This window comes from Sporichthya brevicatena, from assembly GCF_039525035.1.
Taxonomy (GTDB): Bacteria; Actinomycetota; Actinomycetes; order Sporichthyales; family Sporichthyaceae; genus Sporichthya; species Sporichthya brevicatena.
Genome location: NZ_BAAAHE010000045.1, coordinates 1 through 24261, shown reverse-complemented (window position 1 = coordinate 24261; position 24261 = coordinate 1). Strand labels below are relative to the sequence as shown.

Below are 24261 nucleotides of genomic sequence, written 5' to 3'. Positions count from 1 at the left end.
CGAACCGCCCACCTGTGAACAACGTGACGGTGCGGTGCGCCCCGCCTCGGGTGTTGGCTGAGCGCATGCACCGCGCGGAGATCCGGCCCCGCAGCCCGATCATCGGGCTGGCGGTGATCTGCGGCGCCCTCGCGATGGTCATGGGCTCGATGACCTCGCTGAACACGGCGCTGCCCGAGATCGGCCGGGCGACGGGCGCGACACAGGGCCAACTGACGTGGGTCATCGACTCCTACACGGTCGTCTTCGCGGGCCTGCTGCTGCCGTGCGGGGCGCTCGGCGATCGCTACGGCCGGCGCCGCGCGTTGATGGCGGGCCTGGTCGTCTTCTCGCTGGCGTGCCTGCTCGGCCCGCTCGGCGAGAACCCCAACGTCCTCATCGCCTCCCGCGCCCTCGCCGGCGTGGGTGCGGCGCTGGTGATGCCGGCGACGCTGTCGCTGATCACGACCACGATGCGCGGCGCCGCGCAGGAACGCGCGGTCGCGGTGTGGGTCACCACCGCGACGCTCGGTGGCGCGCTCGGCCTCGCGTTCGGCGGGCTGATCCTGGAGTTCGCGGACTGGCCGGCGATCCTCTACGTCTCCGCGGCGGCTGCGCTGCTCACGACACTCGCCGGTCCGCTGATCGACGAGTCCCGCGACGACGAGCGCCGCCGCTTCGACAGCTTCGGCGCGGTCACGAGCGCCGCGGCGATCGGTCTCGTGGTCTTCGGCATCAACGAGGCGCCCAGCCACGGCTGGGACTCGGCGGTGTTCCTCGGCTGCGTCGCGAGTGGCGTCGCGTGCGCCGTGCTGTTCGGCGTCAGCCAGGTGCGCCGCGCGCATCCGCTGCTCGACATCCGCATCTTCCGCTCCCGCCGCGTGCTGGCCGGCAGCGTCTCGCTCGTCGTCCTGTTCGCGATGCTGTTCGGGTTCTTCTTCCTCGTCGTGCAGTACCTGCAGCTGATCGAGGGGCGCTCGCCGTTGGACGCGGGGCTGATGCTGCTGCCGGCCGCGCTCACGATCCTGCCGTTCGCGCTCGCCGGACCGCCGCTCGTCGAGCGGTTCGGGCTCCGCGTGGTCTCGGTGGTCGGCTTCGTGCCGTTGACGACCGGGTTCCTGTTGTTGACGCAGCTGGAGAAGGGCGACACGGTCCTGTTCCAGACCGGGCTGCTGTCGATCGGCGCGACGCTCGGCCTGTGCGTCACCCCGGCGACCGTCGCGATCCTGCGCAGCGTCCCGGCCGCGAAGCAGGGCGTCGCGAGCGCCGTCAACGACGCCGTGCGCGAGGTCGGGGCCGCGATCGGGATCGCCGTCGCGGGATCGCTGCTCGCCACCGGCTACAGCCGCGAGCTCGGTCCGGCCGTGGAGGCCCTGCCCCCGCCGGCGCGGGAGGCCGCGGAGGCGTCATTGGCCGGCGCGCTGCAGGTCGGTGCGGAGCTCGGACCCGCCGCCGCACCGGCGGTGGCCGAGGCCCAGGCCGCGTTCCTCAGCGGGCTCCACGGCGCGATGCTCGCGTCCGCGATCGTCACCGTCGTCTGTGCCGCCGCCGTCGCTTTCATCGCGCCGGGTCGAGAGCGGTCCGCGGTGCCGCCGGGCGTGGACGTTCCATGAGCGATGGGGCCACCCGGCCCGGCGGTGGTGCTTATCTGCGCACTCGGTGGAGGTCGGCACGGGGGAGCGGCGTCGGAGTGGTGCCGATCTGCGCACTCGGTGGAGATGGGCACGGGACGCCGGGGCGGGAGGGCATGGCGATTGACACCGCCGGGCCCGGACGCGAATATTGAGATACTGCGTATCTTTAACCGAGGAGCGGGCGTGGCGAAGTCCTGGCGGTTCACCTCCGAGCAGGAGGACTTCGCCGAGGCGGTGCGGGCGTTCTGCCGCCGCGAGGTGGGGACCAAGGAGCAGCGGGACGCCTACACCCAGAACGGGTTGGAGTCCCACAGCCCGGAGCTGTATCGCAAGCTCGCGGCCACCGGGTACCTCGGCGTCTCGCTGCCGGAGGAGTTCGGGGGCAGCGGGGGCGGGCTGATCGAGCAGTTCCTGTTCTTCGAGGAGCTCTGGTACGGGATGGCCCCGGTGCACGGGGCGGGGACGTCGCACACGTGCGCCGGGATCTTCAAGCGCTTCGGGACCGACGCCCAGCGCAAGCGGGTCCTGAGTGCGATCACCGAGGGGACGCTCTACTCGATCAGCATCTCCGAGCCGGGCGCGGGATCGGACCTGTCCGGGATCGCCTGCAAGGCCGAGCCCGTCGACGGCGGTTACGTACTCAACGGGCAGAAGACGTGGTGCTCGGACGCGCACTTCGCCGACGTCATCCTCGTGACCGTCCGGACCGAGCGCGGCGACAACCCGCGCACGGGGCTGTCGATGCTCGAGGTGCCGGCGAACACCCCGGGCGTGGAGGTCCGGCCGATCTCGACGATGGGTGGCAAGGAGGTCAACGACATCTTCTTCACCGACGTCTTCGTCGGGGAGGACGCGCTGGTCGGGGAGCGTGGCGGTGCCTGGAACCAGCTGATGGCCGGCCTCAACGGCGAGCGGTTGGTGTGCGCGGCGCAGGGCATCGGCATGGCGCAGCGGACGTTCGACGACCTGCTGGCCTACGTCACCGTCCGGGCCCAGTTCGGCCAGAAGATCGGGACGTTCCAGGCCGTCCGGCACCGGATCGCGACGATGGCACTGGAGCTGGAGGCCGCCCGCAGCCTCGCCTACGACACCGTCTACCGCGCGCACCACAACCTGGGTGAACCGCAGGACCTGGTCCGTCTCACCTCGATGGCCAAGGTCAAGGTGACCGAGACGGCGAAGGCGCTCGCGCTCGAAGGCGTCCAGCTCATGGGCGGGTACGGGTACGCCACCGAGTACGAGATGGAACGTCACCTGCGTGACGCCATCTCCCCGACGATCTACGCGGGCACCAACGAGATCCAGCGGGAGATCATCGCCTCCACCTACGGGTTGCGCTGACCGCCGGGGTCAGCGGAACGCGCCGACGAACGACGGGGTGACGCCGGGAAACACGGTCCCGAGCTGACTGGTTGTCAGGCCGGCTCGCTTCACGAGGTACTCGCCGAGCACGTTGCGGAAGTCCGTGGTCCCGGCGAGGTCGCCGTGGTCGAGCTTGGCGTCGGCCAGGGTGGGCCAGGTGCCGTGCACCTTGGTGCCCACCAGCCCGCCGCCGGCGAGCAGCACCGCGTTGCCGTAACCGTGGTCGACGCCGCCGCTGCCGTTCTCCTGAACGCGGCGACCGAACTCGCTCAGCGTCACGACCGTGACGCGGTTGAAGGCGTCGCCCAGGTCGGTGGCGAACGCCGCGAGGCTGGCCGCGATATCCCCGGCCTTGACGGCGAACGCGCCCTCGCCACGGTTGCCGAGACCGCTGTGCATGTCCCAGTCGCCGACGTCGACGGCGAGCGCCTGCAGCCCGACGTTCGCCCGGATCAGTGCGGCGGCGTCGGCGAGCGCCGCGCCGAGCGCGCTGTTCTTCGGGTAGACGGCGCCGTTGCGGGGGCTGCCGTGGTTGGTGACGACCGACGCCGCGGTGTCGAGCGCGGCGAGCGTCGCGGTCGCGGCGGACGCGTGCGGGAGGTTCGCGTTGTCGTGCAGCGCGCGCAGGGCGGTCGTCAGACGCGGGCCGACCCAGTCCAGGCTCTGCAGCTTGAACGTGGCCAGCGACGCCAGGCCGAGCGCCTCGTTCGGCCCCGACATCAGGCGCGGGACGCCACCGGTGCCGAGCGCGACCGCCTCGAACGTCGTGCCGGTGCCCGCGACGCCGAGGACACGGTCGAGCCACCCGGTGCGGATGCTCGTGCCCGGCGCGGCCCGATCGAGTTCGTCGGTGGCGGAGAAGTGGCTCCGGCTCGCGTCCGGCGACCCGACCGCGTGCACGAACGCCAACCGGCCGTCGTTCCACAGCGGCTTGAGCGGCGCGAGCGCCGGGTGCAGGCCGAACGTGGGGTTGCCGGTCGGGATCGCGGTCGCCGTGGGGATCGCGATGTTCGGCCGCTTGCGGGCGTAGTCCGGGTCGCCGACCGGCGGCACCAGGCTGAGCCCGTCCATGCCGCCGCGCAGCGAGATCACGAGCAGGATCGGCCCGGAGTACGCGCCGGCCGCGTAGGCCGCCCGGGCCGAGAGCGCCGGGGTCGCCGCGACGGCCGCGCCGGTGACGCCGAGCGCCTGGAGGAAGCGGCGCCGGTTCAGCGTGCCGACCTCGGCGCACTCCGGGCAGCCGTCGTTCGGCGACGGGATCTGACGGGTCATCGGATGCTCCAGTGCGGGCTGTCGAGGACGACGGCGACGAGGACAGGGAACAGCCACGTGGTGTCGCCGTCGCGGATCCGGCCGTCCGCGCCGAGGAAGGCGAGCATCGCGTTGCGGTGGGCGGTGGAGACGGAGATGCCCGGGAGCAGTCGCGCGATCAGGACGTCGATGAGCGCGCCGCGGGTCGCGGGGGTCTTGCCGTCGAGGAGGTGGTCGGCGAGGTCCGGCCACGTCACCCCCTCGGGCCACCACTGCTGGGTGGTCGCGATGTGCGCGTTCCAGCGGTTCAGCGTCCGGCCGGCTCCGCCCCACGCGGAGGCGACGTCGGGGTAGCCGTTGGGCGGTGCCCAGCCGAGCGGCGCGTGGCCGAGCAGCATGAGCATCCAGCGCAGACCCGCGATCGCGCCGTCGGGGTTCGTGTCCGTCGGCTTCGGTTGCACCCCGACCGCGCGCCAGGCGGCGATCAGGTCCTCGAGCGGGCGGCGCACCTTCTTGCCCGTCGAGGCGGCGAACTCCGCGGACGCGAACAGTGCGCGGAGGACGGGCACGATCGCGGTGTCGTGGTCGAGATACACGCGGGCCAGGCGCTCGACGAGCGCGGCCGGCGGGGTGTCGGAGACGAAGCGCACGGCGAGCTTGGTGGCGATCCGCTCCGCGGTCGCGGGATGCCGGGCGAGGTAGGTGGCGAGCGACGCCGCGGCGGCCGGCCCGTCGTTCTTGGTCGCGTTCGCGTGCGACCAGCCGAGCACGGTCACCTTGCCGACGTAGTGCCAGTTCGCGTTGTAGCGGAACGTGCCGACGTTGGTGGCGGTGCCGCCGGTCCACGGGTCCCACACCGTCAAGCCGCTCAGGGTCCGCGCGACGCCGAGGATGTCCGCGCGGCCGTAGCCGGCGTCGACCCCGACGGTGTGGAGCTCGAGGAGTTCCCGGGCGTAGTTCTCGTTCGGGGCGGTGCCGCGCGAGGTGGCGTTGTCCAGGTAGAGCAGCATCGCGGGCGACGTCATCGAGGCGATGAGCATGTCCTCGAACCGGCCGAGGGCGTGCTTGCGGATGACGTTCTTGTCGTCCCATGCCTTGGTCGACCAGACCTCGCTGCTCGGGCAGGTGATGTTGAGGTGGTTGGACCAGAAGTCGACCATCACCTCGAAGAGCTGACGCTTCGACCACAGCTGGCGGGCCACCGTCGCGCGGACGAGGTCCTCCATCGACTTCCAGTGGCCGAACGAGCCGGCGGCGTGGACGACCGGGGGGTCCGCGGCGTGCAGCGGCCAGCGGGCGAGGACGGCGGCCGGGACGTCGGCGAGGCCGCCGGGGTTCAGCTGCTGGTCGAGCCAGCCCTGGACCCCGCCCGCCTTCGTGACGTCGGCGAGCAGGTCGGGCGTGATCCCGAACGTCGCCCGCCGGAGCAGGTGGAGGGTGAAGGCGTCCGTCGCCGGCAGTGGGCTGGGTGTCGGGCTGGGGCTCGGCGCCGGGCTCGGCTTCGGAGCCGGGGTCGGTGTCGGGGCGGGCTTCGGGGCGGGAGCGGGCGCCGGCTTCTTCTGCTTGGCCTTCTCAGCGGCGCGCTTGCGGGCCTGACGGCGCCGGCGGGCGCGGAGCTGCTTCGGCGTCAGCTTCTTCTTGGCCTTCTTCTTCGCCTTGGCCGTCGTGGCCGCCTCGGCGCCGCCGGCCTCGGCGACGCCGACGACGCCCGAGGCGGCGACGAGGGCCGCCAGGGTGAGGACATTCCGGCGGTCCAGCAGCGAGGTCATGCACTCCGCTTCGGAGGGCCGCGGTCCCCACTTGATGACCCCGACGTTCACCGTCCCGAAGGCGTACGCACGTCCGGTTCGCGCCGCGGCGTTTCGGGGCGGGAGCGGCCGGAAACGACCGGGACGGGAGGAAAAGCATGTTTCTGCGAGTCGTGGTGACATCAGCCGCTCTGGCGTTGGCGTCGCTCGCGCCCGCGTCGGCGGTCGCGGCCCCGGGGTCCTCGCCGGACCGGGCGGCGGTCCGGGAGGCGAAGGCCGAGCGGCTCGCGAAGGCCGCCGTGCTGCGCCGACGCGACCTGCCGGGCTACTCGGTCCAGGAACAATCCGGGACAAGTGCGGAAGAGAAGGACGCGGCCCGGTACGCGTGCCTCGGGGTGGCGGCGCCCAGTTACGCCGCGCGCCACGACGGCCGGGCCTTCACGAAGCGCCCGTCGCAGATCGGATCGCGGTCCGTCGTGCTCGGGACGCCGGCGCGTGCGCGGACGGACCTTGCCCGCCTGACCACCGTGCGCGGCGTCGATTGCTACGGGCAGGCGCTCACGGCGTTGTTCACCGAGCAGGGGGCGAAGGTTCGGCGCGTGCTGATCGAGCCGGTGCCGGTGGACGTGGGCGCGGCGAGTCTGGCGGTCGGGTTCCGGTACGAGGTGCGGGCCCTGCTCGAAGGGGTAGTCGTCCGGATCCGCGGCATCGACCTGCACGCCCAGGTGGGCGCGGCCGAGCTGATCGTGACGTCAGTCCGCCCGGACGGCCGGTGGCCCTCGCTGGGCCAGGTCGAGCGGCTCGCGGGCCGGGCGGCGCAGCGGGTCGCTCGCGTCTGACGTCGCGCCAGATTCAGACCTTGGTCAGCTCCCACTCGGCGAGGTTCGGCTCGGCGAGCATGTCGCGGTGGTCCTGCGGGGTGAACGGCCACAGCGCGGGGAGACCGTCGGCGCCGAGGTACCAGCTCTGGCAGCCGCTGGTCCAGATCGTGTCCGGATAGGCGCGGCGCATCTCGGCCTGGAACGCGTCGGTGGCGTCCTCGGTCGGGGTGGCGGCGTCGTACTCGCCGGCGCGCCAGCGCTCCACCCACTGCAGCAGGTAGTCGACCTGCGTCTCGGTGATCATGAACAGCGACTGGTTGCCGATCGGCGAGTGCGGCCCGAGCAGCAGGAAGAAGTTCGGGAAACCGGGCAGGGCGACCGTGCGGTAGCCGCGGGGTTCACTGCTCCAGACCTTCGACAGGCGCAGCCCGTCGGGTCCGATCACCTCGACGGGGCGCAGGTAGGTGTGGGCGTGGAACCCGGTCGCGAGCACGATCACGTCGACCTCGTGCAGCTGCCCGTCGGTGGTGCGGATGCCTTGCTCCGTCACCCGGTCGATCGGGGTGTCGACGAGCGTGGCGTCCCCGTCGTTGAAGCGTTTGTAGAACTTCGAGGCGAAGATCATCCGCTTGCACGCGGGCTTGTCCTTCGGGCGCAGTCGCTCGCGGAGGGCGGGGTCCTTCACCCGGCGCAGGTGCAGGTGGCAGGCCACGGTGACCAGACGCCGCTGCCACCCGGGCCGGATGACCGCCATGCCGAACACCTGCTCGAGCACGGTCTGCCAGAACCGGTAGGAGATCCGGCCCCAGCGCCGGTTCAGGGCGGGGAACGACGCGAGCAGCAGTCGGCTCCACTGCTGGTACCGCGGATTCGGGGTCGGGTAGACCCACTGCGGGGTGCGGGCGAAGAGTTTGAATTCCGCGCACCGCGGGGCGAGCGCGATCGTGATCTGGGTGGCGGTCGAGCCGCTGCCGATGACGGCGACCCGACGACCGTCGAGCGGGACGGAGTGGTCCCACTGCGCCGAGTGGAACGAGGCGCCGGCGAAGGAGTCGAGGCCCGGGATGTCGGCGATCCGCGGGTGGTGCAGGACGCCGGCGGCGGAGACGAGGAAGTCGAAGTCCTCCTCCGTGCCGTCCGTGGTGCGCACGCGCCAGCGGCCGTCGATCCACTCCGCCTCCTGCACCTCGGTGCGGAAGCGAATGTGCCGTTCGAGGTCGAGGTCCCGCGCCACGCGGCGCAGGTACTCCTGAATCTCCGCCCCCGGGGAGTAGAGCCGGGTCCAGTGGGGGTTCGGTGCGAAGCTGTAGGAGTAGTAACGTGACGGGACGTCACAATTGAGGCCCGGGTAGGTGTTCTCCCGCCACGTCCCGCCGACCCGGTCGGCCTTCTCGAACAGGACGACGTTCTCCATCCCGGCCGCACGCATCTTGGCGGCGAGGCAGAGGCCGGACATGCCGGCCCCGATGACGGCAATGCGTGGGTCACGTCGGCTCACGTGAGCTCCCGGGGGCAAGTTACGGGACGTGTATCCGGCAAGTTACCGGACAGGCGTCCCGTAAACTAGGGGTCGTGGCGACGCAGGTGGAGCGCAGTTCCGCGACCCGGGAGAAGGTGATCGCCGCGACCATCGCCTGCCTGGTCGAGCGCGGGTACCCCGGCGTGACGATCGCGGCGGTCGCCGAGCGTGCCGGCGTCTCCCGGGGGGCGGTGACCCACCAGTACCCGGACAAGGCGCGGCTCGTCGTCGAGGTCGTCGAGGAGATCGGGCGCCGCCGCACCGACGAGGTGCTCGCGATGCTGGAGGACATCCCCGCCGGGCCCCGCCGCGTCGAGGTCGGCCTCGACGCGCTGTGGGACAAGTTCAACGACCCGATCTACACCGCCGCGCTCGAGGTCTACGTGGCCGCCCGCACCGACCCGAAGCTCCACCCGCGGGTGCTGCAGCTCGAGGAGGACCTCGACGAGGCGATCCGCGCCGTGATCCGCGCGATGGCGGGCCCGGTCCGCAGCCCCAGGCGCCTCGAGGTCCGCGCGGACGTCCTGCTCAACACGATGCGCGGCCTCGCGCTGATGTACGCCACCGGCGCCCCGACCGAGCCGCTCGACCGCGCCTGGGCCCAGACCCGCGCCGACGCCCGCGACGCCCTGCTTGCGCTCGCGCGCTGAGTCAGCCGGCCTGCCGCGCTTCGAGGGCGTCGAGATCCCGCTCCGCGTAGAGGCGGTGCTGCCATTCCTCGTTGAGGACGGTCGTCAGGCACTTGGCGACGGGATACCGGCCGGCCGGCGGGTAACCGGGCCCCTCGACGGGCTCGGTCGTGGCGGCGAGGCCTTCGGGGGTGAGGTCCTCCAGCACGCGGCGGAGGAGGGCGTACCGCTCGGCGCGGAGGGGGAGGACCTCGTCGAGGTCGGGCCGGGCGTCGTGGGCGACCGGGATCTCCGGATGGGGCTCCATCTCCTCGAACGGCAGCCCGAGGGGGTGCCAGGGCCGTGGGTTGCCGAGGAGCGCGCGGCTGATCCAGATGTCGGTCGCGAACAGCAGGTGACGCAGCGTCTGGACGAACGACCACTCGCCGTCGACCCGCTCGTGGAGCAGTTCCGGCGGCAGGGCCCGCGCCCGCGCGACCGTGCGCGCCCACAGCGTCTCCAGGATGTCCACGGCCTCGGAGAACCCGGCGAGGTCGGTCGGGCGCATCTTGGGCCGCAGCGGGTACCGCCGGTCGAGTTCGGCCTCGATCAGGGGCCCGACGTCGATGCCGTTGATGCGGAGGTTCTCGACGTCGCCGTCGATCTCGACGTCCTGAATCCAGGTGTCCCGCATCCGGATGTTCCAGAACCCCGCCTGCCGGACGTCCAGGTCCCGGCACCGAACACCGGTCACCGACCGGTCCGCGATCTCCGTCATCACCCCAGCCTTGCACCGGGTGGCGACAACGGGTGGAGCTGCGAAACGCCTGCAGTGCAGCTATTGTGCAGGCATGAGCGTGGCCATCACCATTCGGAACGTTCCCGACGAGGTCCGCGACGTGCTGGCCGCTCGGGCCGCCGGCGCGGGCCAGAGCCTGCAGGAGTACCTGCGGGCGCACCTGATCGAGACCGCCTCCCGGCCGTCGCTCCCCGACGTCATCGCGCGGGCGCGCTCTCGCGTGGCCGAGACCGGCACCCGGGTCGACATGGCGTACGTCGTCGCGGAGTTGGACCAGGACCGCCGGTGAAGGTGGTCGACGCGTCCGCTCTGGTCGCGTTGCTGACCGATGCCGGACCGGCCGGCGCATGGGTCGTCGACGCGATCGGGCGCGGACCGCTGGTCGCTCCTCACCTCGTGCTGTTCGAGACGGCGAACGTCCTCCGCCGGCACGCCGCGGCCGAGCTGATCAGTTCGGATCAGGCCGCCCTCGCCCACCGGGACCTGCTGGACCTCGACCTCGGGTTGTGGCCCTACGAACTGCTGGCGGCCCGGGTCTGGGAACTGCGCCGCAACGCCACGGCCTACGACGCGTCCTACCTGGCCCTCGCGGAGCAGGTCGGCGCACCGCTGATCACCTTCGACGGGCGACTGCGCAACGTCCCCGGCGCCCGCGCCGAGGTCCTGGTCGGGCCGCTCGACCAGTCCTGAGCCGCGAGACTCCGAAGGCCGGGCGTCACGGTGGACGCCCGGCCTTCGCTGCTCAGTCGGCGGAGGATACGAGATTTGAACTCGTGAGGGGTTGCCCCCAACACGCTTTCCAACTCTGGCCGGGCCTGTTCGGGGAGGTCCGTGAAGGCCTCCTGAGCGTGAAATCGCGGCGCTTGGACCCCGCCGGACGGCTTCGGACGCCGACGAATGAGACGGGAAATGAGACGGAAGCGCCCAGGAAGCGGTCGGCGCAGCCGGAGTAGGCGGACCGCCGTGACCAGCTTGCACGGTGCCCTTGTTAGATGTTGAGTTTGGACGTAACGTCCAATCATGACGTCCAAGATCCAGGGCTGACGAGCCGTGCGCCCCCAACCCGCGTGGTTGCTGAACTCGGCCCGGTCGCTGGCCGAGGTGTTCATCCGTAAGGGCTTCGGCGCGACGCGGATGGACGACTTGGTGGCCGCTTCCGGCGTCCCCCGAGCGACGCTCTACTACCACTTCCGCGGCAAGGACGCCGTGCTCGGCTGGTTGATGCACTCGACCATCGGCCATCTCGAGATGGCGATCAAGGAGGCGACCACCGAGCCTGGGACGGCCCGCGATCGGCTGGATGCCGTCATTCGCGGCGTCGTGCAGACCGTGGTCGAGCATCCCGAGGCCTGCCGTGTGCTGATCGGCAACCTGGAACAGGCCGGCCAACTGTCGGAGACAGTCGCTGAGCTGTTCCCGGTTTTCCACGTGCCCGTGATCGCGGTGCTGGAAGAGGGCGCGGCCGATGGCTCCTTGCGCTCCGTCGGTGATCCCGTGGCGACGGCCTCGGCGTTGTTCGGCGCCGTCATCATCGCCGCACTGCAGGCGCTGGTTGTCGGGGCCGAACTGGAGCCCGAAGCGATGTCCGACTCGCTCGTCAATCTGCTGCTGGGCGGGCTGGAGCCCCGGCCGTGAGGTCGGGTGCCCGCTTCGTCGAGCGCTGGGCCTGGCCGATGGCGTTGGTCTGGATCGTCGGCACGGTGTGGCTCACGCTCACCGCGCCGAGCGTGCGCGACCTCGGCACCGCCGACCAGACGGCGTTCGTCCCGGCCTCCGCGCCCTCCGGCCAGGCCGACGCGCTTCTGCGGGCCGCCTTCCCGGACGACCCGACCCGGGACCCGGCCGTCATCGTGCTGGCCCGCGACGGTGGGCTGACAGCGGCCGATCATCAGTACATCGCGGGCGTTGGGGACTTCCTGCGTTCGCCCCAGGCGGCGCCTTACGTCAAGAGCGTGCAGACGGCGGCGTCCGCGCCTGAGCTCGCGCCGGTTTTGCGTTCGGCCGACGGCGCAGCCGAACTGATCATCGTCAGCATCAAGGCCCAGATCTTCACTGTCTCCTCCGAACGCACCGTCAGTTTCCTGCGCGACTACGTCAACTCGACCGGACCGCCTGGCCTGCAGATCAAGGTCACCGGCCTCGCCGCGCTCGGAGCCGACCAGGCAAAGGCGACGGTTGAGGCCTTCGACAAGACAGCGGTCGCCACGATCATCCTGGTGCTGCTGATCCTGGTCGCGGTCTACCGCTCGGTCGTGGCGCCGCTGATCTCGTTGGCCACGATCGGATGCGCCTTCCTGGTCTCCCGTGGGCTGGCCGGCTACCTGGCCGAGGCCGGGCTTGAAGTGCACAGCCTCTCCGAGACCTTCATGATCGTGATGGCCTTCGGGGCCGGCACCGACTACGCGATGTTCGTCCTGTCCCGCTACCGAGAGGAGACGCGGACCCCTTCCGAGTCGGGCACGGTCTCTCGGCTGGCCCGGGCGACATCCGCTGTGTCCCCCACGGTCGTGGCGTCTGCGGTGACCGTCAGTGTGGGCTTCTTCGCGTTCCTCGCCGCCGAGCTCGGGATCGTCCACTCCTTTGGTCCGATCCTGGGTCTGGCGGTAGCGGTCACCGGCCTCGCTTCCCTCACCCTGACTCCCGCGCTGATGCGTCTGGCTGGGCGGGCGGTGTTCTGGCCGTCGCGGCCTGATGCAGCTGGGGCGGACCGAGCGGAGCAGCGGTGGCGGCGGGTGGCCGACCTCGTGGGCCGTCGCCCGGTCGCCGTGTTGCTGGTCAGCGTGGCCGTGCTGGCCGTACCGGCCGCCGCCGCCAGCCAGACCAAGACCTCTTTCGACCTGCCCGCCGAACTGCCCGCCGATGCCGGAGCCCGGCAGGGTTTTGACCTGCTGGCCGAGCACTACCCGCCGGGTGCGCTCGCGCCGGCGTTCGTCGTCGTCTCGGCAGAAAAGTCCCTGCTGGCCGCTGATCGTCTCGCCGCGATCGACAAGCTGACGGACCGCCTCCGCGCGGTGCCGGGTGTGGCGGAGGTCCGCTCGGTCACGCAACCGGCCGGCGCACCACTCACCACCAAGACCCTCGCCGAGTTCACCGGCGGCACCACCGACTTACGCGCCCTCGGGATCGACCCGAACCGCACCGATGTCGGCCCGCTGGTCGCGGCGTTGTCCTCACCCGAGGGCTTGCGCCTCAGCGGCGACCTGCTGCGCCAATACCCCAAGTTCACTCAGCGTCTGGACTACTTCCTCTCCGCCGACGGTCGAACCAGCCGCATCGTGGTCGCCTTCGACCACAGCCCCTACGCCCACGATGTCCTCACCTCGGTCCGAGGACTCGACGAGATCACCGCGGGAGCGCTCGCGGGAAGCGAGGTCACCGATGCCCGGATCGCCATCGGCGGGCCGAGCGCCTACTTCGCCGACATCGACACCCTGATCAACGGCGACCTGAAGACGGTCGGCGCGCTCGTCATCGCGCTGATCATGATCGTCCTCGCCCTGCTGGTGCGCTCGGTGATCGCGCCGCTCTACCTGCTGTTCAGCGTGCTGCTCTCGATGCTCGCCGCCATCGGCATCACGACGCTCGTGTTCCAAGGACTGCTCGGCGAGCAGGGGCTCGCGTTCTACCTGCCGATCCTGCTCTTCGTCATGCTCATCGCCCTCGGGTCGGACTACAACATTTTCATCGTCGGACGCATCCGCGAAGAACTCGACGGCGGACGCACCGTCCGCGACGCCACCACCCACGCGCTGGTCAGCACCGGTCCCACCATCACCGCCGCCGGGTTCGTGTTGGCGGGAACCTTCGCCGCATTGCTGATCACCCCGCTCCCGAGCGTGCGTCAGATCGGCTTCGGCGTCGCCATCGGCGTCCTCATCGACACCTTCGTCGTCCGCACCTTGATGGTCCCGGCCGCCACCGTCCTGCTTGGCCGGTACGCCTTCTGGCCGTCGACGGGCCTGACCCGCACCGGGTTCCGGCCGCGGCTGGCGGTCGCCGGATCCGCCGCCGGACTGCTTGCCCTCGCCGTTGCCCTCCCCGGCTTCGCCTTCGCCGTCCGCGAGGACCTCGGCGTGGTCCAGGTCCCAGCCGAACGCGCGTCAACAGCGGCGGCGCCTGCCTCGCCCGCCACGGGCGGCGGTCCCGTCAAGACCACGCCGTCACCCGGTACGGCCAAACCCCAACCGCAGCCGAGCCGGTCCCCGAAGGCGTCCGCCAACACTCAGAACAACGGGGCGACCCCGACGCCGGAGGCGAGGCCGCCCCAGAGAACGCCGGGCGCGTCAGCCCCGGCATCGATCACACCCCCAGCCGAAGGAAGCTGGACCTATCGCGTGGAAGGACAGCGCAAGGTCGGCGCCGCCGGGTCCGCACAGCCCTTTGCTGAGGACGCCGACGCCGTCGTCACACGCACCGGGGGCACCGCCGACCGCCCCGAATTCGGCGTCCACACCGAAACCAGCTTCGCCACCACCGACGAAACCCGCCGTTACGGCCCCGGATCGGTCGACGCGATCAACCTCAAAGCCAGCGCCCTCGGCCTGTCCTATGGAGGAACCTTCGACACCCCCCAACAGCTCATCCGAACCCCGATCCGCATCGGCGACACCTGGACCAGCCGCTGGAAAGCGGGCGGCACCCGCGGCGAGACCAGCTCGACCGTGACTGGCGCCCGCTCGGTCGAGGTCGAGGGGCAACGCATCACCTGCTACGTCGTGGAGCGAAAGACCAAGATGTCTGGTGACGTCACCGGCACCCAGAACCAGCGCACCTGCTGGGTTGCGGCGCTCGGCATGCCCGCCGCCGACCAGCAGGAGCTGCGTGGCACCTACCAAGGCATCACCTTTACCGCCACGGCCTCGATGACACTGCTGAATGCCCCGGCGCGCGACGACTCCGCGGCCGGGCAGCACGCCGCAGCCCCACAAACACTCCGGCTCGTCGAGCAGATGGCACTGACCGAAGCGCCCAAAGACTGGACACGCACCCGCTCACCGCGCAGACGGCCCGCCCAAACCTGCAGCTGACCAACGCATCCGCGCGACTCGCGACGGCAACCGTCCACACCGCGCCGGCCCTCCTCCGACATTCACGCCTAACCGCGTACTCGCCATCAGTCACGTGACTTCGCCGGGACGCTGCTCGTCGAGGTCGAGGTCGAGGTCGAGGTCGAGGTCGAGGTCGAGGTCGTCGAGGTCGTCGAGGTCGTCGAGGTCGTCGAAGTCGTCGAAGTCGTCGAAGGGGCAGCACTCCTCTTGCTCGTCCCGAGCCCGCGCACCGCCAGGTCGGCGATCTAGACGCGATCGCGCACACAGGTGGGGTGTGCAAGCCGAGACAACTCCGCCGGGGTTCCCGTCGATTTGGTTACCCCAAGACGCCCACATAGAGGGATACGCCGGGAGGTCCGGCGTGCCCGCTGGCGCGGGCGGACGCCGGGTGGGGTGGCCACGGTGATGTCGATCTCGCCGATGTCCGCCGGCAGCGGGTACCGCTACCTGCTGCGGCAGACCGCGAGCAATGACGTCGTCCGGGTGCCGGGGCAGGAGCTGGTCGCCTACTACGCCGCCTCCGGCAACCCACCCGGGACGTGGATCGGCGCCGGGTTGCCGGGCCTCGGCACGGGCGACGGGCAAGACCTTCCCGCAGGCACCACGGTGACCGAGGAGGCGATGGGCCGACTGTTCGGGTCCGGCCACGACCCGGTGACCGGGGAGCGCCTTGGGCTGGCGTATCCGAAGTTCCGGACCGCGGCCGAGCGGATCGCCACCCACGTGGCCCGCTTGCCGGCGGACCTCCCCGAGCTTGAGCTCATCGCAAGTGTTGCCGCCATCGAGTCCCAGGAGCAGGCCCGACCAGTACGGACCGCCGTCGCCGGCTACGACCTGACCTTCACCGTGCCGAAGTCGGTCAGCGTGCTGTGGGCCATCGGTGACCAGGACGTGCGGCACGCGGTCGAGGGCGCGCACCGGGACGCCGTGGCCGCGGTACTGGGCGTGATCGAGGACCGGTTCCTGCACACCCGCATCGGTGACGGGTCGAAGATCCGGGTCCCCGCCCGGGGCGCGATCGCGGCCGCGTTCGACCACTACGACACCCGCGCCGGGGATCCGAACCTGCACACCCACCTCGTGGTCGCGAACAAGGTCCAAGGCCCCGACGGGCGCTGGCGCGCCGTGGACGGGCAAGTGCTCTTCCGAGCCGCGGTGGCGTGCAGCGAGATCTACGACTCCACGATTGCCGACCTGCTTGCCGCCCACTTGCCCGTCACCTTCGGCTACCGCGACCGCGGACCCCGACGCACCCCGGCCTACGAGATCGAAGGCATCCCCGACGCGCTGCTGGAGGCGTTCTCCTCTCGCGCCGCGGCAATCACCGCCCACACCCAAGACCTGGTCGCCACCTTCACCGACAGCCACGGCCGCGAACCCACCCGCGCCGAGGTCCTGAAACTGCGCCAGCAGGCCACGCTGGCCACCCGCCCCGACAAGGACATCGCCCCGCTTGCCGAGCTCCGCAGCCGATGGGCGGCAACCGCCGAAGCGGTCACCGGCACACCGGTTGACGCGATCGTCCGCGACGCGCTGACCAGCGCAAACGCCGGCCGGGCAAGCATCGTGACAACCGCTCCGGCAATCGCGGCGACCTTCCCCGCTGCTGCCGGCTCGGACACCGCCGGCGTCGCCGAGATACCCGAGGTGTTGCTGGGGCGCTATGCCGAGGCCACTGTCGCCGCGCTCGCCCAACGCCGAGCCACCTGGACCGCGACCAACCTGCTCGCCGAAGCCGCCCGCACAACCCGCGCCCTGCGCCAGCCTTCCCCCGGCGCGCGGATGGCTCTGCTCGACGCGGTCGTCAGCGCCGCCCTCGACCGTTGCGTCGCCCTCGACCCACCCGCCGCGACCACGACGCCCGCGCACTACATCCAGCACGAGATGCACGGCGCTACCGCGGCCGCGCCCGAACCCGCCTACAGCAGCTGGAAAGTCCTGGCCGCCGAAGCCCGTTTGCTCGACGCCCACAACGACCACATGTCCGCCCCCGTCGCCGACACGCAGTCGATCGAGGCCCTCGCCGCCGCCCGCCCGCTGCCCGGCAGACCCCGCCTGTCGGCCGAGCAAGCCCGCGCGGCGGTGGGCATCGCCGCCTCCGGCAGACGCCTCGACCTTCTGCTCGGGCCGGCCGGCACGGGCAAGACCCGCGCCCTGTGCGCGCTGCGGGCGGGGTGGGAACACACCCACGGAGCCGGCACCGTGATCGGTCTCGCTCCCTCCGCGGCTGCCGCCGCCGTTCTCGGTGCGTCGGTGGGCATCGACGCCGACACCCTTGCCAAGTGGATCCACGAGTCTGGTCCGGCTACGGCCAGCGGTCAGGCGTGGCAACTGCGGCCCGGGCAGTTAGTCATCGTCGACGAAGCCGCGATGGCCCCAACCGCCCAGCTCGATCTTCTTGTCTCCCAGGCGGTCGCGGCGGGCGCCAAGGTCGTGGCTGTCGGCGACCAATTTCAGCTCGGAGCGGTCGACGCCGGCGGTGCCTTCGCCCTGCTCGCCGACGAAGGTCATCCCGTCGAGCTCGAACGTCTCCACCGGTTCAGCGAAGCCTGGGAGGCCGAAGCCACCCGACAGCTCCGGCTCGGCGATCCGGCCTGTCTCGACGCTTACGCCGCGCACGACCGCCTGCACGACGGCCCAGTCGAAGCGATGGTCGAGAAGGCCTACCGCGCGTGGGCGGACGATTGCGCCCTGGGCCGCGACAGCGTGCTCCTTGCCATCGACCGGGAAACCGTGCGGGCCCTCAACGACCGCGCGCGCTGCGATCGGATCCGCTGGGGCGTGGTCGACACGCAAGGCGAGGTTTCGCTGCACGACGGATCCCGCGCCGGTCTCGGCGATGTCGTGGTGACGCGTCGCAATGATCGGGCGATCCCCTCGGCGGGTGCGCACGTCCGGAACGGTGATCGGTGGCGCGTGACGCGGGTCCACACGGACGGGTCGCTCGACGCGGTTCCTCTCGGTGGTGACCGCGGTGTGGCACCGGAGCTGGTTCGGCTGCCGGCGACGTATGTACGACGCGACGTCGAACTCGGGTATGCCAGCACCATCCACCGGGCCCAGGGCCGGACTGCTGACAGCGCCCACATCGTGGTCGGTCCCGGCATCGGCCGCGAACCGCTCTACGTCGGCATGACGCGCGGCCGAGAGGCCAATCACGCCTACGTCGCACGCGACGTCGGTCTCGGCGACACTCCGGAGATGACGGTCCGTCAGGTCATGTCCGACATCCTCGCCCGCCGGACCGTCGAGCCCGCAGCGACGGCCGAGCTACGACGCCGGTGGGAGCAACGGATAGAGGCGTCTGCGACAACCGGACTGCACGCTCCCCACGCCACGGACGCCCAAATGCGATTCCGCCCGTCGGCTCCAACTGGCCGCCGGCAACCCATGCAGATCAGTCACCTGGACCACGAAGGTCCGACCAGGGGAGGGCCATGATGAATTCCGATGACGCGCTGATTCCGTCGCAAGGACGGCGGTTCATCCTCACTGTCGAGGAAGCAGCCGAAGCTCTGGGGATCGGCCGCACCACGATGTACGGACTGCTCGCCGCAGGGCTCGTCGAGTCGGTGCGGATCGGTCGCCTGCGCCGCATCCCGGCCGACGCCCTGGCTACCTATGTTGACGGTCTCCGAGCTACCGGCGGGGACCGTCGATGACCGAGCGATCACGCCGGCCCAACGGAGCCTCCTCGATCTATCTCGGGGCCGACGGGCGGTGGCACGGTCGGGTCACCGTGGGAGTCCGTGACGACGGCAGCCCCGACCGACGTCACATCGAACGCGCGACCGAGGCCGAGGTCATCCGGGCCGTCCGCGAGCTGGAGCGTGGCCGGGAGAGCGGGAACCTCCGCCGCGCCGGCCAGACCTGGACCGTCCAGACCTGGCTCGAGCACTGGCTCACCAACATCTCGGCGCCGAGCGTGCGCCCCAGCAGCTACGCCGCCTACGAAGTCGCAGTACGCGTCCATCTGGTCCCCGGCGTCGGAGCCCATCGCCTGGACAAGCTCCAGGCCGAGCACCTCGAACGGCTCTACGCGGCCATGCTGGCGAGGGGCAGCAAGCCCGCCACCGTGCACCAGGCTCACCGGACGATCCGTGCCGCACTCAACGCCGCGCTGCGGCGCGGCCACGTCACGCGCAACGTCGCCACGATCGCTCACGCCCCGCGGATCGAGGAGGACGAGATCGAGCCCTACACCGTGGCGGAGGTCCATCGCCTTCTTGAGGTCGCGTCTAACGGTCGCAACGGCGCGCGATGGGCCTTCGCCTTGGCGCTCGGGCTTCGCCAGGGGGAGGCACTCGGACTCACCTGGGCCGACGTCGATCTGGACAACGGCATCCTCTGGGTTCGCCGCACGCGCGTGCGTCCGCAGTACGAACACGGCTGCGACCCACCTTGCGGGCGGGAGCGTCCTGGCTACTGCCCCGACAAGCGAAACGTCCGCGGTGACACCGCCAACACCAAGTCTCGCGCCGGCCGCCGTGGCATCGGCCTGCCTGACCCTCTCGTCGAGCTGTTGCGGCGGCACCGGACCGAGCAAACCGTCGAGCGCGAGACCGCTGGGCAGCTTTGGCGCGACGAAGGATGGCTTTTCGCCGACCCGCTCGGCCGTGCGGTGAACATGAACACCGACCACCGAGCCTGGAAGGCGTTGCTCGAAGAAGCCGGCCTGCGCGAAACCCGACTCCACGACGCGCGGCACACTGCCGCGACGGTGCTGTTGGTGCTCGGCATCCCCGACCGCGCCGTCATGGGGATCATGGGCTGGTCCCATGCCGGTATGGCCGCCCGGTACCAGCACATCACCGGCGCAGTTCGCCGCGACGTCGCGCGCCAGGTGGGCGGACTGCTGTGGCCGGATCACCGGCCTTCTGGTCCTGAGCCTCCTGGCCGCTGACGGCGCGGGTCGTCAGCGCTCGATCGGAAGCGAGCGCACCCGCAGGCGCTTGTCGCCGATGACCACGAGCGCGCCGGCGAGGAGGTCCTCAGAGATCTGGTCGAGGTTGGCCAGCAACAGCTGGGCCTGTTCATCCGGCCGTCGCGTCACTTCGCCGCGGAACAGGACCACGCTGGGCAGCTCTGCGCCGGAGTGCGCGAGCAGGGTGCCGAAGTCGGTGTCAGCGGTCAGCAGCACCTGCGAGTCCGCCAGCGCGGTCTCAAGCACGACCGGATCGCTCGCGCTGGCGAGGCCCAGATCCCGCACATGCACCGCATCGTGTTCGGCCCCGCGCAGGGCGGCCCCAACCCGGGGCGAGAGGCTGGCATCGAGAAGAAATCTCACGCGCCGAGGCGCAGCGGCAAGTCGCGATCGCGGACGGCCTCCGCAGCGAAGAGCAGCGCCTCACGGATGTCCTCGGCTTCGAGATCCGGGTAGTCGGCGAGGATCTCCTCGGTGGACATCCCCTCGGCAACCATGCCGACCACCGTGGCGACCGGAATGCGGAAGCCGCGGATACAGGGCACGCCGCCCATCTTGTCCGGCTCCACCGTGATCCGCGCGAACTGCATGCCCTCAGGCTACGCGTCGACCGCCTTGGACCGAGAAGACAAATGAGACGGAAACTGAGACGGACCGGAAAGACGAACGCCGGGCACCCGATGGGCGCCCGGCGTTTGTGCTGCTCAGCCGGCGGAGGATACGAGATTTGAACTCGTGAGGGGTTGCCCCCAACACGCTTTCCAAGCGTGCGCCCTAGGCCACTAGGCGAATCCTCCTTGGAGCGTGGACAAGGGTACTAGGAGCTGGAGCCCGCGCCGACCGCGAGAGGGTGGAGTGCGTCCGGTTCCCACCCGACGGGCGCCCCGTACACTGATCCCGGCTCCCCGCGTGGTGCCATCCTGCTGAACCCCCCCAGGGCCGGAAGGCAGCAAGGGTAGGTGGGCTCTGGTAGGTGCGCGGGGGGTCCTTTTCGTTAAGTCGCGGCCCTGCGCCCGGGCGTCGGTCAGGACGGCTGCGTGGTCGCCAGCAGAGCCTGGATCGTCCGGATCTCCTCGCCCTGGTGGAACGACATCCGGCTCGCGAGGGCGCGGACGGCGGGGATCGCGGCGTTCGCCGCGGCGTCGCTGAGCATCGGCTGACCGCCCTCGTGGTGGCGGAGCATGAGCTGGAGGAACATCCGGTCCAGCGCGGCGCCCTTCGCGGACCGCAGGCGGTTGAGCTGGGCAGTCGTCGCCATGCCCGGCATCGCGGCGCCGTGCTGGTGGTCGGCCATCCACGTCATCGGGGGGCCGGCGGGCAGCACCGGGGCGTCCCAGAGCGCCAGGTAGCCGCGCAGGGTCCCGATCTCCAGAAGCTGGTCGGACTCGATCCCGGCCGCGAGGGCCGCGATCTTCGGGTCGGCGGTCCGGCCCCGGACCAGCTGCGCCATCAGCACGGCCTGCTCGTGGTGGACGATCATGTCCTGGCTGAAGCCGATGTCCACCGCGCTCGGCGTGGCCGCGGCAGCCGACACCGCCGTGCCGGAGTCGTCGTCGAGCGCCGTGGCGAGCCCGATGCCGGCGCCGAGCCCGAGCACCAGCGCGCCGGCCGCCACGGCGACCGGCGCGGACGGGCGCTTCACCGCGCGCGGTAGGCGTTGTTCGTGAAGCGGAGCGCCATGAAGCCATTGTCCTGGCAGGCGACCCAGAGCTGGTTCTTCCCGACGAAGCGCGGCGGCGAGCTGCACCAGTCCGCGGTCAGGTCCGCCGGCTGGCCGGTGAAGCCGACGCCGGTCGGCCCGGCGTCCCGGACGTTCGAGGCGTTGCCGATGTAGGTGACGCCGTGCGCGGCGTGCTCCGAGCCGAGCAGCTGCGCGTTCTTCCCGACCTGCGCCGGCGGGTTGAAGTACGCGATCTCGCGCGGGTTCAGCGGGTCCACGACGTCGAAGACGCGCACGCCGGACTGGAAGAACCCGCACGCGAGCGCGGTCGGGTCGGTCCGCCGGTCGACACTGCAGTAGTGCGCGTCGTAGCCGAACAGGCCGTTGCCCTTGGTCTCGGAGGCAGCGAGGTCCGCGTGCTCGGGGCGGCTGATCTCGAGCTGGATCTGGCGCACGACGCGCGGCCTCGTCTCGTCGGAGATGTCGACGATGTGGATGTCCTCGCCCGCGAACTCGTCGACCGCAACCAGGTACGGCTTGCCGCCCCAGGTGACCGGGATCGTGTGCTGGCCGATCGTGGCCGGTCCGCCCCAGGCGACGCGGCCGAGCTCGCGGATCAGCGGCGCCGGCTTGCGCGCCTGCACCTCGCTGACGTCGAGCACGACCACGCCCGCCGGGAATCCGGTGGTCAGGTACATGCGGTTGCCGTCGGCGGAGAGCTCGAACCCGTGGTTGGCGTAGCCGATCGTGCTGACGGCGGCGATGCGCGGGTTCGCCGGGTCGTCGACGTCGATGGCGGTGATCGCCCCGCCGGCGACGCTGGTCGCCCAGTACGTCCGCCCGTCCGGGGACCACTGGCCCTCGTGGTTGACGGTCGACGCGGGCAGGGTGAAGGTCGAGGTCGAGAGCCCGTTGAGCAGCTTCGGGCGCGTGCAGTCGGTCTGGATGTCGTAGACGTCGAACGCGAGCGTCCCGATCGCCGGGCCGACCGAGACGCCGGCCAGCAGGCCCCGCGTCTCGTTGACCTTCAGGCTCTCCCACGTGTCGGTCAGCATCGCCGGGCTGGTGAGGTTCCCGGCGAGCTTGGGCCTGCGCGGGTTCGAGACGTCGATGACCTGCACGCCCTCGGAAACCTTGCGGCCGATCCCGAACAACGACGTCGCGTTGTAGGCGCAGTGCCGGTACGACTGGTTCACCCAGGTCGTGCCCTCGCCCTGGTACTGCCCGAGCAGTTCGAGGTTGCAGGAGTAGCCCTGCTGGCTGCGGCCGCTCGTGCGGTCGGCGAGGGGGACCTGGCCCTGCAGCCCGGTCTCGGGCTTCGAGCCGGGGCCGCAGTCGGCGACGGGCACGGCGGAGTCCCAGCTCCCCGCCTGCGCGGGAGAGCCGGCCGCGACGGCCAGCGGGCTGAGCGCGAGGACGCCGGCGAGGGAGGCGATACCGAGGTGCACGGGCCACTCCGGGGGCGAGCGGGGGATTTATCGATAGGTCTTAGATAACGCGACGGTACGGCCCCGTACGTCCGGAATCCACCCCCAATTCGTCCCGGGTCTGCCCAGGTGAGCACCGTGGTCTGCCGACCGTCCCCGGTGGGCCGTAGGGTCAAGTTGTGTCGCTCGCGCTGTACCGCCGCTACCGCCCCGAGACGTTCGCCGAGGTCATCGGGCAGGAACACGTCACCGACCCGTTGCAGAACGCGATCCGCAACGGCCGGGTCAACCACGCGTACCTGTTCAGCGGCCCCCGCGGCTGCGGGAAGACCACGAGCGCGCGCATCCTCGCCCGCGCGCTGAACTGCGAGCAGGGCCCGACGCCGACCCCCTGCGGCACCTGCCGCTCCTGCCTGGACCTCGCCCGCGGCGGCAGCGGCGGGCTCGACGTCATCGAGATCGACGCCGCCTCTCACGGTGGCGTCGACGACGCCCGTGACCTGCGCGATCGCGCCGCGTTCGCCCCGGCCGCCTCGCGCTACAAGATCTACATCGTCGACGAAGCGCACATGGTCACGACGGCCGGCTTCAACGCCCTGCTCAAGGTCGTCGAGGAGCCGCCGGAGCACCTGAAGTTCATCTTCGCGACGACGGAGCCGGAGAAGGTCATCCCGACCATCCGCTCCCGGACGCACCACTACCCGTTCCGGCTCGTGCCGCCCGGCGTGCTGCGGGAGTACCTCGCGACGCTGTGCGAGCGGGAGAACGTCCCGGTCGAGCCGGCCGTGCTGCCGCTGGTCGTCCGGGCCGGCGCGGGGTCCGTCCGCGACAGCCTGTCGGTCCTCGACCAGCTGATGGCCGGTGCCGGGCCCGAGGGCCTCACCCTCGGCCGCGCCACCGCCCTGCTCGGGTACACCGACTCGGCCCTGCTCGACGACGTCATCGACGCCTTCGCCGTCCACGACGGGGCGGCGGTGTTCCGCCTCGTCGACCGCGTGATCGAGGGCGGCCACGACCCCCGGCGTTTCGTCGCCGACCTGCTCGACCGCCTCCGCGACCTGGTGATCCTGGCCGCGGTCCCGGACGCCGGGGCGACCGGTCTGATCGACGCCCCCGCCGACGCCGTCGAGCGCATGGCCCAGCAGGCCGCCCGGTTCGGGTCCGCCGAGCTCTCCCGCGCCGCCGACATCGTCAACACCGGCCTGACCGAGATGCGCGGCGCCACCGCCCCTCGCCTCCAGCTCGAGCTGATCTGCGCCCGGGTGCTGCTCCCCGCCGCCGGGGACAGCGACCGCGACCTCCACGCCCGCCTCGACCGCATCGAACGCCGGCTCGCCGGGGACGCCTCGATCCCGGTCCTCGCGGCGCCGGTCGCGGCTCCCGCTGCCCCGGCTCCGGTGGCGGCGCCCGTGGCTCCGGCCGCGCCCGCGGCCCGGGCCCCCGAGCCCCCGCGGGCTCCGGAGCCGCCGCGTGCTCCCGAG

General features: G+C 71.3%; 21 protein-coding genes, 1 tRNA gene and 1 other RNA gene. 13 read left to right on the top strand and 10 right to left on the bottom strand.

The features are described 5' to 3' along the window. The first annotated feature begins 65 nt into the window (after positions 1-65). Entirely contained in the window at positions 66-1592 is a 1527-nt protein-coding gene (locus ABD401_RS21190) for an MFS transporter (protein WP_344608490.1), read from the top strand. A gap of 204 nt (positions 1593-1796) precedes the next feature. Next, the gene (locus ABD401_RS21185) at positions 1797-2954 is read left to right on the top strand and encodes an acyl-CoA dehydrogenase family protein (RefSeq protein ID WP_344608488.1); all 1158 of its coding nucleotides are present in this window, start codon (positions 1797-1799) and stop codon (positions 2952-2954) included. Between the two features lie 9 nt (positions 2955-2963). On the opposite strand, the gene ABD401_RS21180 is transcribed toward ABD401_RS21185, so the two are convergent. Together ABD401_RS21180 and ABD401_RS21175 are read right to left on the bottom strand one after the other, a co-directional pair. After that, positions 2964-4247, bottom strand: coding sequence for a DUF1501 domain-containing protein (locus tag ABD401_RS21180; protein ID WP_344608486.1), 1284 nt, complete (start codon positions 4245-4247; stop codon positions 2964-2966). Continuing rightward, on the bottom strand, positions 4244-5995 hold the full coding sequence (locus ABD401_RS21175; protein WP_344608484.1) for a DUF1800 domain-containing protein: 1752 nt from the start codon (positions 5993-5995) through the stop codon (positions 4244-4246). Before ABD401_RS21175 ends, ABD401_RS21180 begins: the two co-directional genes overlap by 4 nt. A 137-nt stretch (positions 5996-6132) precedes the next feature. Between ABD401_RS21175 and ABD401_RS21170 the strand changes: the two genes are divergently transcribed. Continuing rightward, positions 6133-6813, top strand: a complete 681-nt coding sequence (locus ABD401_RS21170; protein ID WP_344608482.1) for a hypothetical protein — start codon at positions 6133-6135, stop codon at positions 6811-6813. A gap of 13 nt (positions 6814-6826) precedes the next feature. Here the strand turns inward: ABD401_RS21170 and ABD401_RS21165 are convergent, their stop codons facing one another. Then, positions 6827-8293 carry a flavin-containing monooxygenase gene (locus ABD401_RS21165; protein WP_344608480.1) on the bottom strand — a complete coding sequence of 489 codons (1467 nt, stop codon included), beginning with the start codon at positions 8291-8293 and terminating at the stop codon, positions 6827-6829. A gap of 74 nt (positions 8294-8367) precedes the next feature. On the opposite strand from ABD401_RS21165, the gene ABD401_RS21160 reads away from it, so the two are divergent. Then, positions 8368-8964 carry a TetR/AcrR family transcriptional regulator gene (locus ABD401_RS21160; RefSeq protein WP_344608478.1) on the top strand — a complete coding sequence of 199 codons (597 nt, stop codon included), beginning with the start codon at positions 8368-8370 and terminating at the stop codon, positions 8962-8964. 1 nt (position 8965) lies between these two features. Here the strand turns inward: ABD401_RS21160 and ABD401_RS21155 are convergent, their stop codons facing one another. After that, on the bottom strand, positions 8966-9700 hold the full coding sequence (locus ABD401_RS21155) for a DinB family protein (protein WP_344608476.1): 735 nt from the start codon (positions 9698-9700) through the stop codon (positions 8966-8968). Positions 9701-9773: 73 nt separating this feature from the next. Here ABD401_RS21155 and ABD401_RS21150 point away from each other — a divergent pair, with 73 nt between their 5' ends. The 4 genes from ABD401_RS21150 to ABD401_RS21135 all read left to right on the top strand — a co-directional run bounded on the left by ABD401_RS21150 (position 9774) and on the right by ABD401_RS21135 (position 14748). Further along, positions 9774-10010, top strand: a complete 237-nt coding sequence (locus ABD401_RS21150) for a FitA-like ribbon-helix-helix domain-containing protein (protein WP_344608474.1) — start codon at positions 9774-9776, stop codon at positions 10008-10010. Then, positions 10007-10411: a type II toxin-antitoxin system VapC family toxin gene (locus ABD401_RS21145; protein WP_344608472.1), complete on the top strand. Its 405-nt coding sequence runs from the start codon at positions 10007-10009 to the stop codon at positions 10409-10411. The genes ABD401_RS21150 and ABD401_RS21145 overlap by 4 nt, the downstream gene beginning before the upstream one ends. Positions 10412-10792: 381 nt before the next feature. Next, complete coding sequence (locus ABD401_RS21140) at positions 10793-11356, top strand: TetR/AcrR family transcriptional regulator (RefSeq protein WP_344608470.1); 564 nt, start codon at positions 10793-10795, stop codon at positions 11354-11356. Continuing rightward, positions 11353-14748 (top strand): MMPL family transporter, encoded by a 3396-nt coding sequence (locus ABD401_RS21135; RefSeq protein ID WP_344608468.1) that lies wholly within the window; start codon positions 11353-11355, stop codon positions 14746-14748. Before ABD401_RS21140 ends, ABD401_RS21135 begins: the two co-directional genes overlap by 4 nt. Before the next feature lie 90 nt (positions 14749-14838). On the opposite strand, the gene ABD401_RS21130 is transcribed toward ABD401_RS21135, so the two are convergent. Continuing rightward, entirely contained in the window at positions 14839-15105 is a 267-nt protein-coding gene (locus tag ABD401_RS21130; protein WP_344608466.1) for a hypothetical protein, read from the bottom strand. Between the two features lie 57 nt (positions 15106-15162). Here ABD401_RS21130 and mobF point away from each other — a divergent pair, with 57 nt between their 5' ends. From mobF to ABD401_RS21115, 3 genes are read left to right on the top strand one after another with little or no spacing between them, the layout of a single operon-like run. Next, entirely contained in the window at positions 15163-18210 is a 3048-nt protein-coding gene (gene mobF, locus ABD401_RS21125) for a MobF family relaxase (RefSeq protein WP_344608464.1), read from the top strand. After that, positions 18207-18431 (top strand): helix-turn-helix domain-containing protein, encoded by a 225-nt coding sequence (locus tag ABD401_RS21120; RefSeq protein ID WP_344608462.1) that lies wholly within the window; start codon positions 18207-18209, stop codon positions 18429-18431. The genes mobF and ABD401_RS21120 overlap by 4 nt, the downstream gene beginning before the upstream one ends. Next, positions 18428-19672 carry a tyrosine-type recombinase/integrase gene (locus tag ABD401_RS21115; RefSeq protein ID WP_344608460.1) on the top strand — a complete coding sequence of 415 codons (1245 nt, stop codon included), beginning with the start codon at positions 18428-18430 and terminating at the stop codon, positions 19670-19672. The genes ABD401_RS21120 and ABD401_RS21115 overlap by 4 nt, the downstream gene beginning before the upstream one ends. 12 nt (positions 19673-19684) lie before the next feature. Here ABD401_RS21115 and ABD401_RS21110 read toward each other — a convergent pair whose 3' ends face one another. The 3 genes from ABD401_RS21110 to ABD401_RS21100 form a co-directional block, all read right to left on the bottom strand. Next, positions 19685-20056, bottom strand: a complete 372-nt coding sequence (locus tag ABD401_RS21110; protein WP_344608458.1) for a DUF5615 family PIN-like protein — start codon at positions 20054-20056, stop codon at positions 19685-19687. Beyond that, positions 20053-20283, bottom strand: coding sequence for a DUF433 domain-containing protein (locus tag ABD401_RS21105; RefSeq protein WP_344608456.1), 231 nt, complete (start codon positions 20281-20283; stop codon positions 20053-20055). Before ABD401_RS21105 ends, ABD401_RS21110 begins: the two co-directional genes overlap by 4 nt. 122 nt (positions 20284-20405) lie before the next feature. Beyond that, a tRNA-Ser gene (locus ABD401_RS21100) sits at positions 20406-20490 on the bottom strand. A gap of 99 nt (positions 20491-20589) precedes the next feature. Between ABD401_RS21100 and ffs the strand changes: the two genes are divergently transcribed. Further along, an RNA gene (gene ffs, locus ABD401_RS21095) (signal recognition particle sRNA small type) lies at positions 20590-20686 on the top strand. A 31-nt stretch (positions 20687-20717) separates the two neighbouring features. Here the strand turns inward: ffs and ABD401_RS21090 are convergent. Further along, positions 20718-21335 (bottom strand): DUF305 domain-containing protein, encoded by a 618-nt coding sequence (locus tag ABD401_RS21090; protein WP_344608454.1) that lies wholly within the window; start codon positions 21333-21335, stop codon positions 20718-20720. Next, positions 21332-22801 (bottom strand): LVIVD repeat-containing protein, encoded by a 1470-nt coding sequence (locus ABD401_RS21085; RefSeq protein WP_344608452.1) that lies wholly within the window; start codon positions 22799-22801, stop codon positions 21332-21334. Before ABD401_RS21085 ends, ABD401_RS21090 begins: the two co-directional genes overlap by 4 nt. Positions 22802-22959: 158 nt before the next feature. On the opposite strand from ABD401_RS21085, the gene ABD401_RS21080 reads away from it, so the two are divergent. Beyond that, a partial coding sequence (locus ABD401_RS21080; RefSeq protein WP_344608450.1) for a DNA polymerase III subunit gamma and tau occupies positions 22960-24261 on the top strand: 1302 nt, incomplete at its 3' end.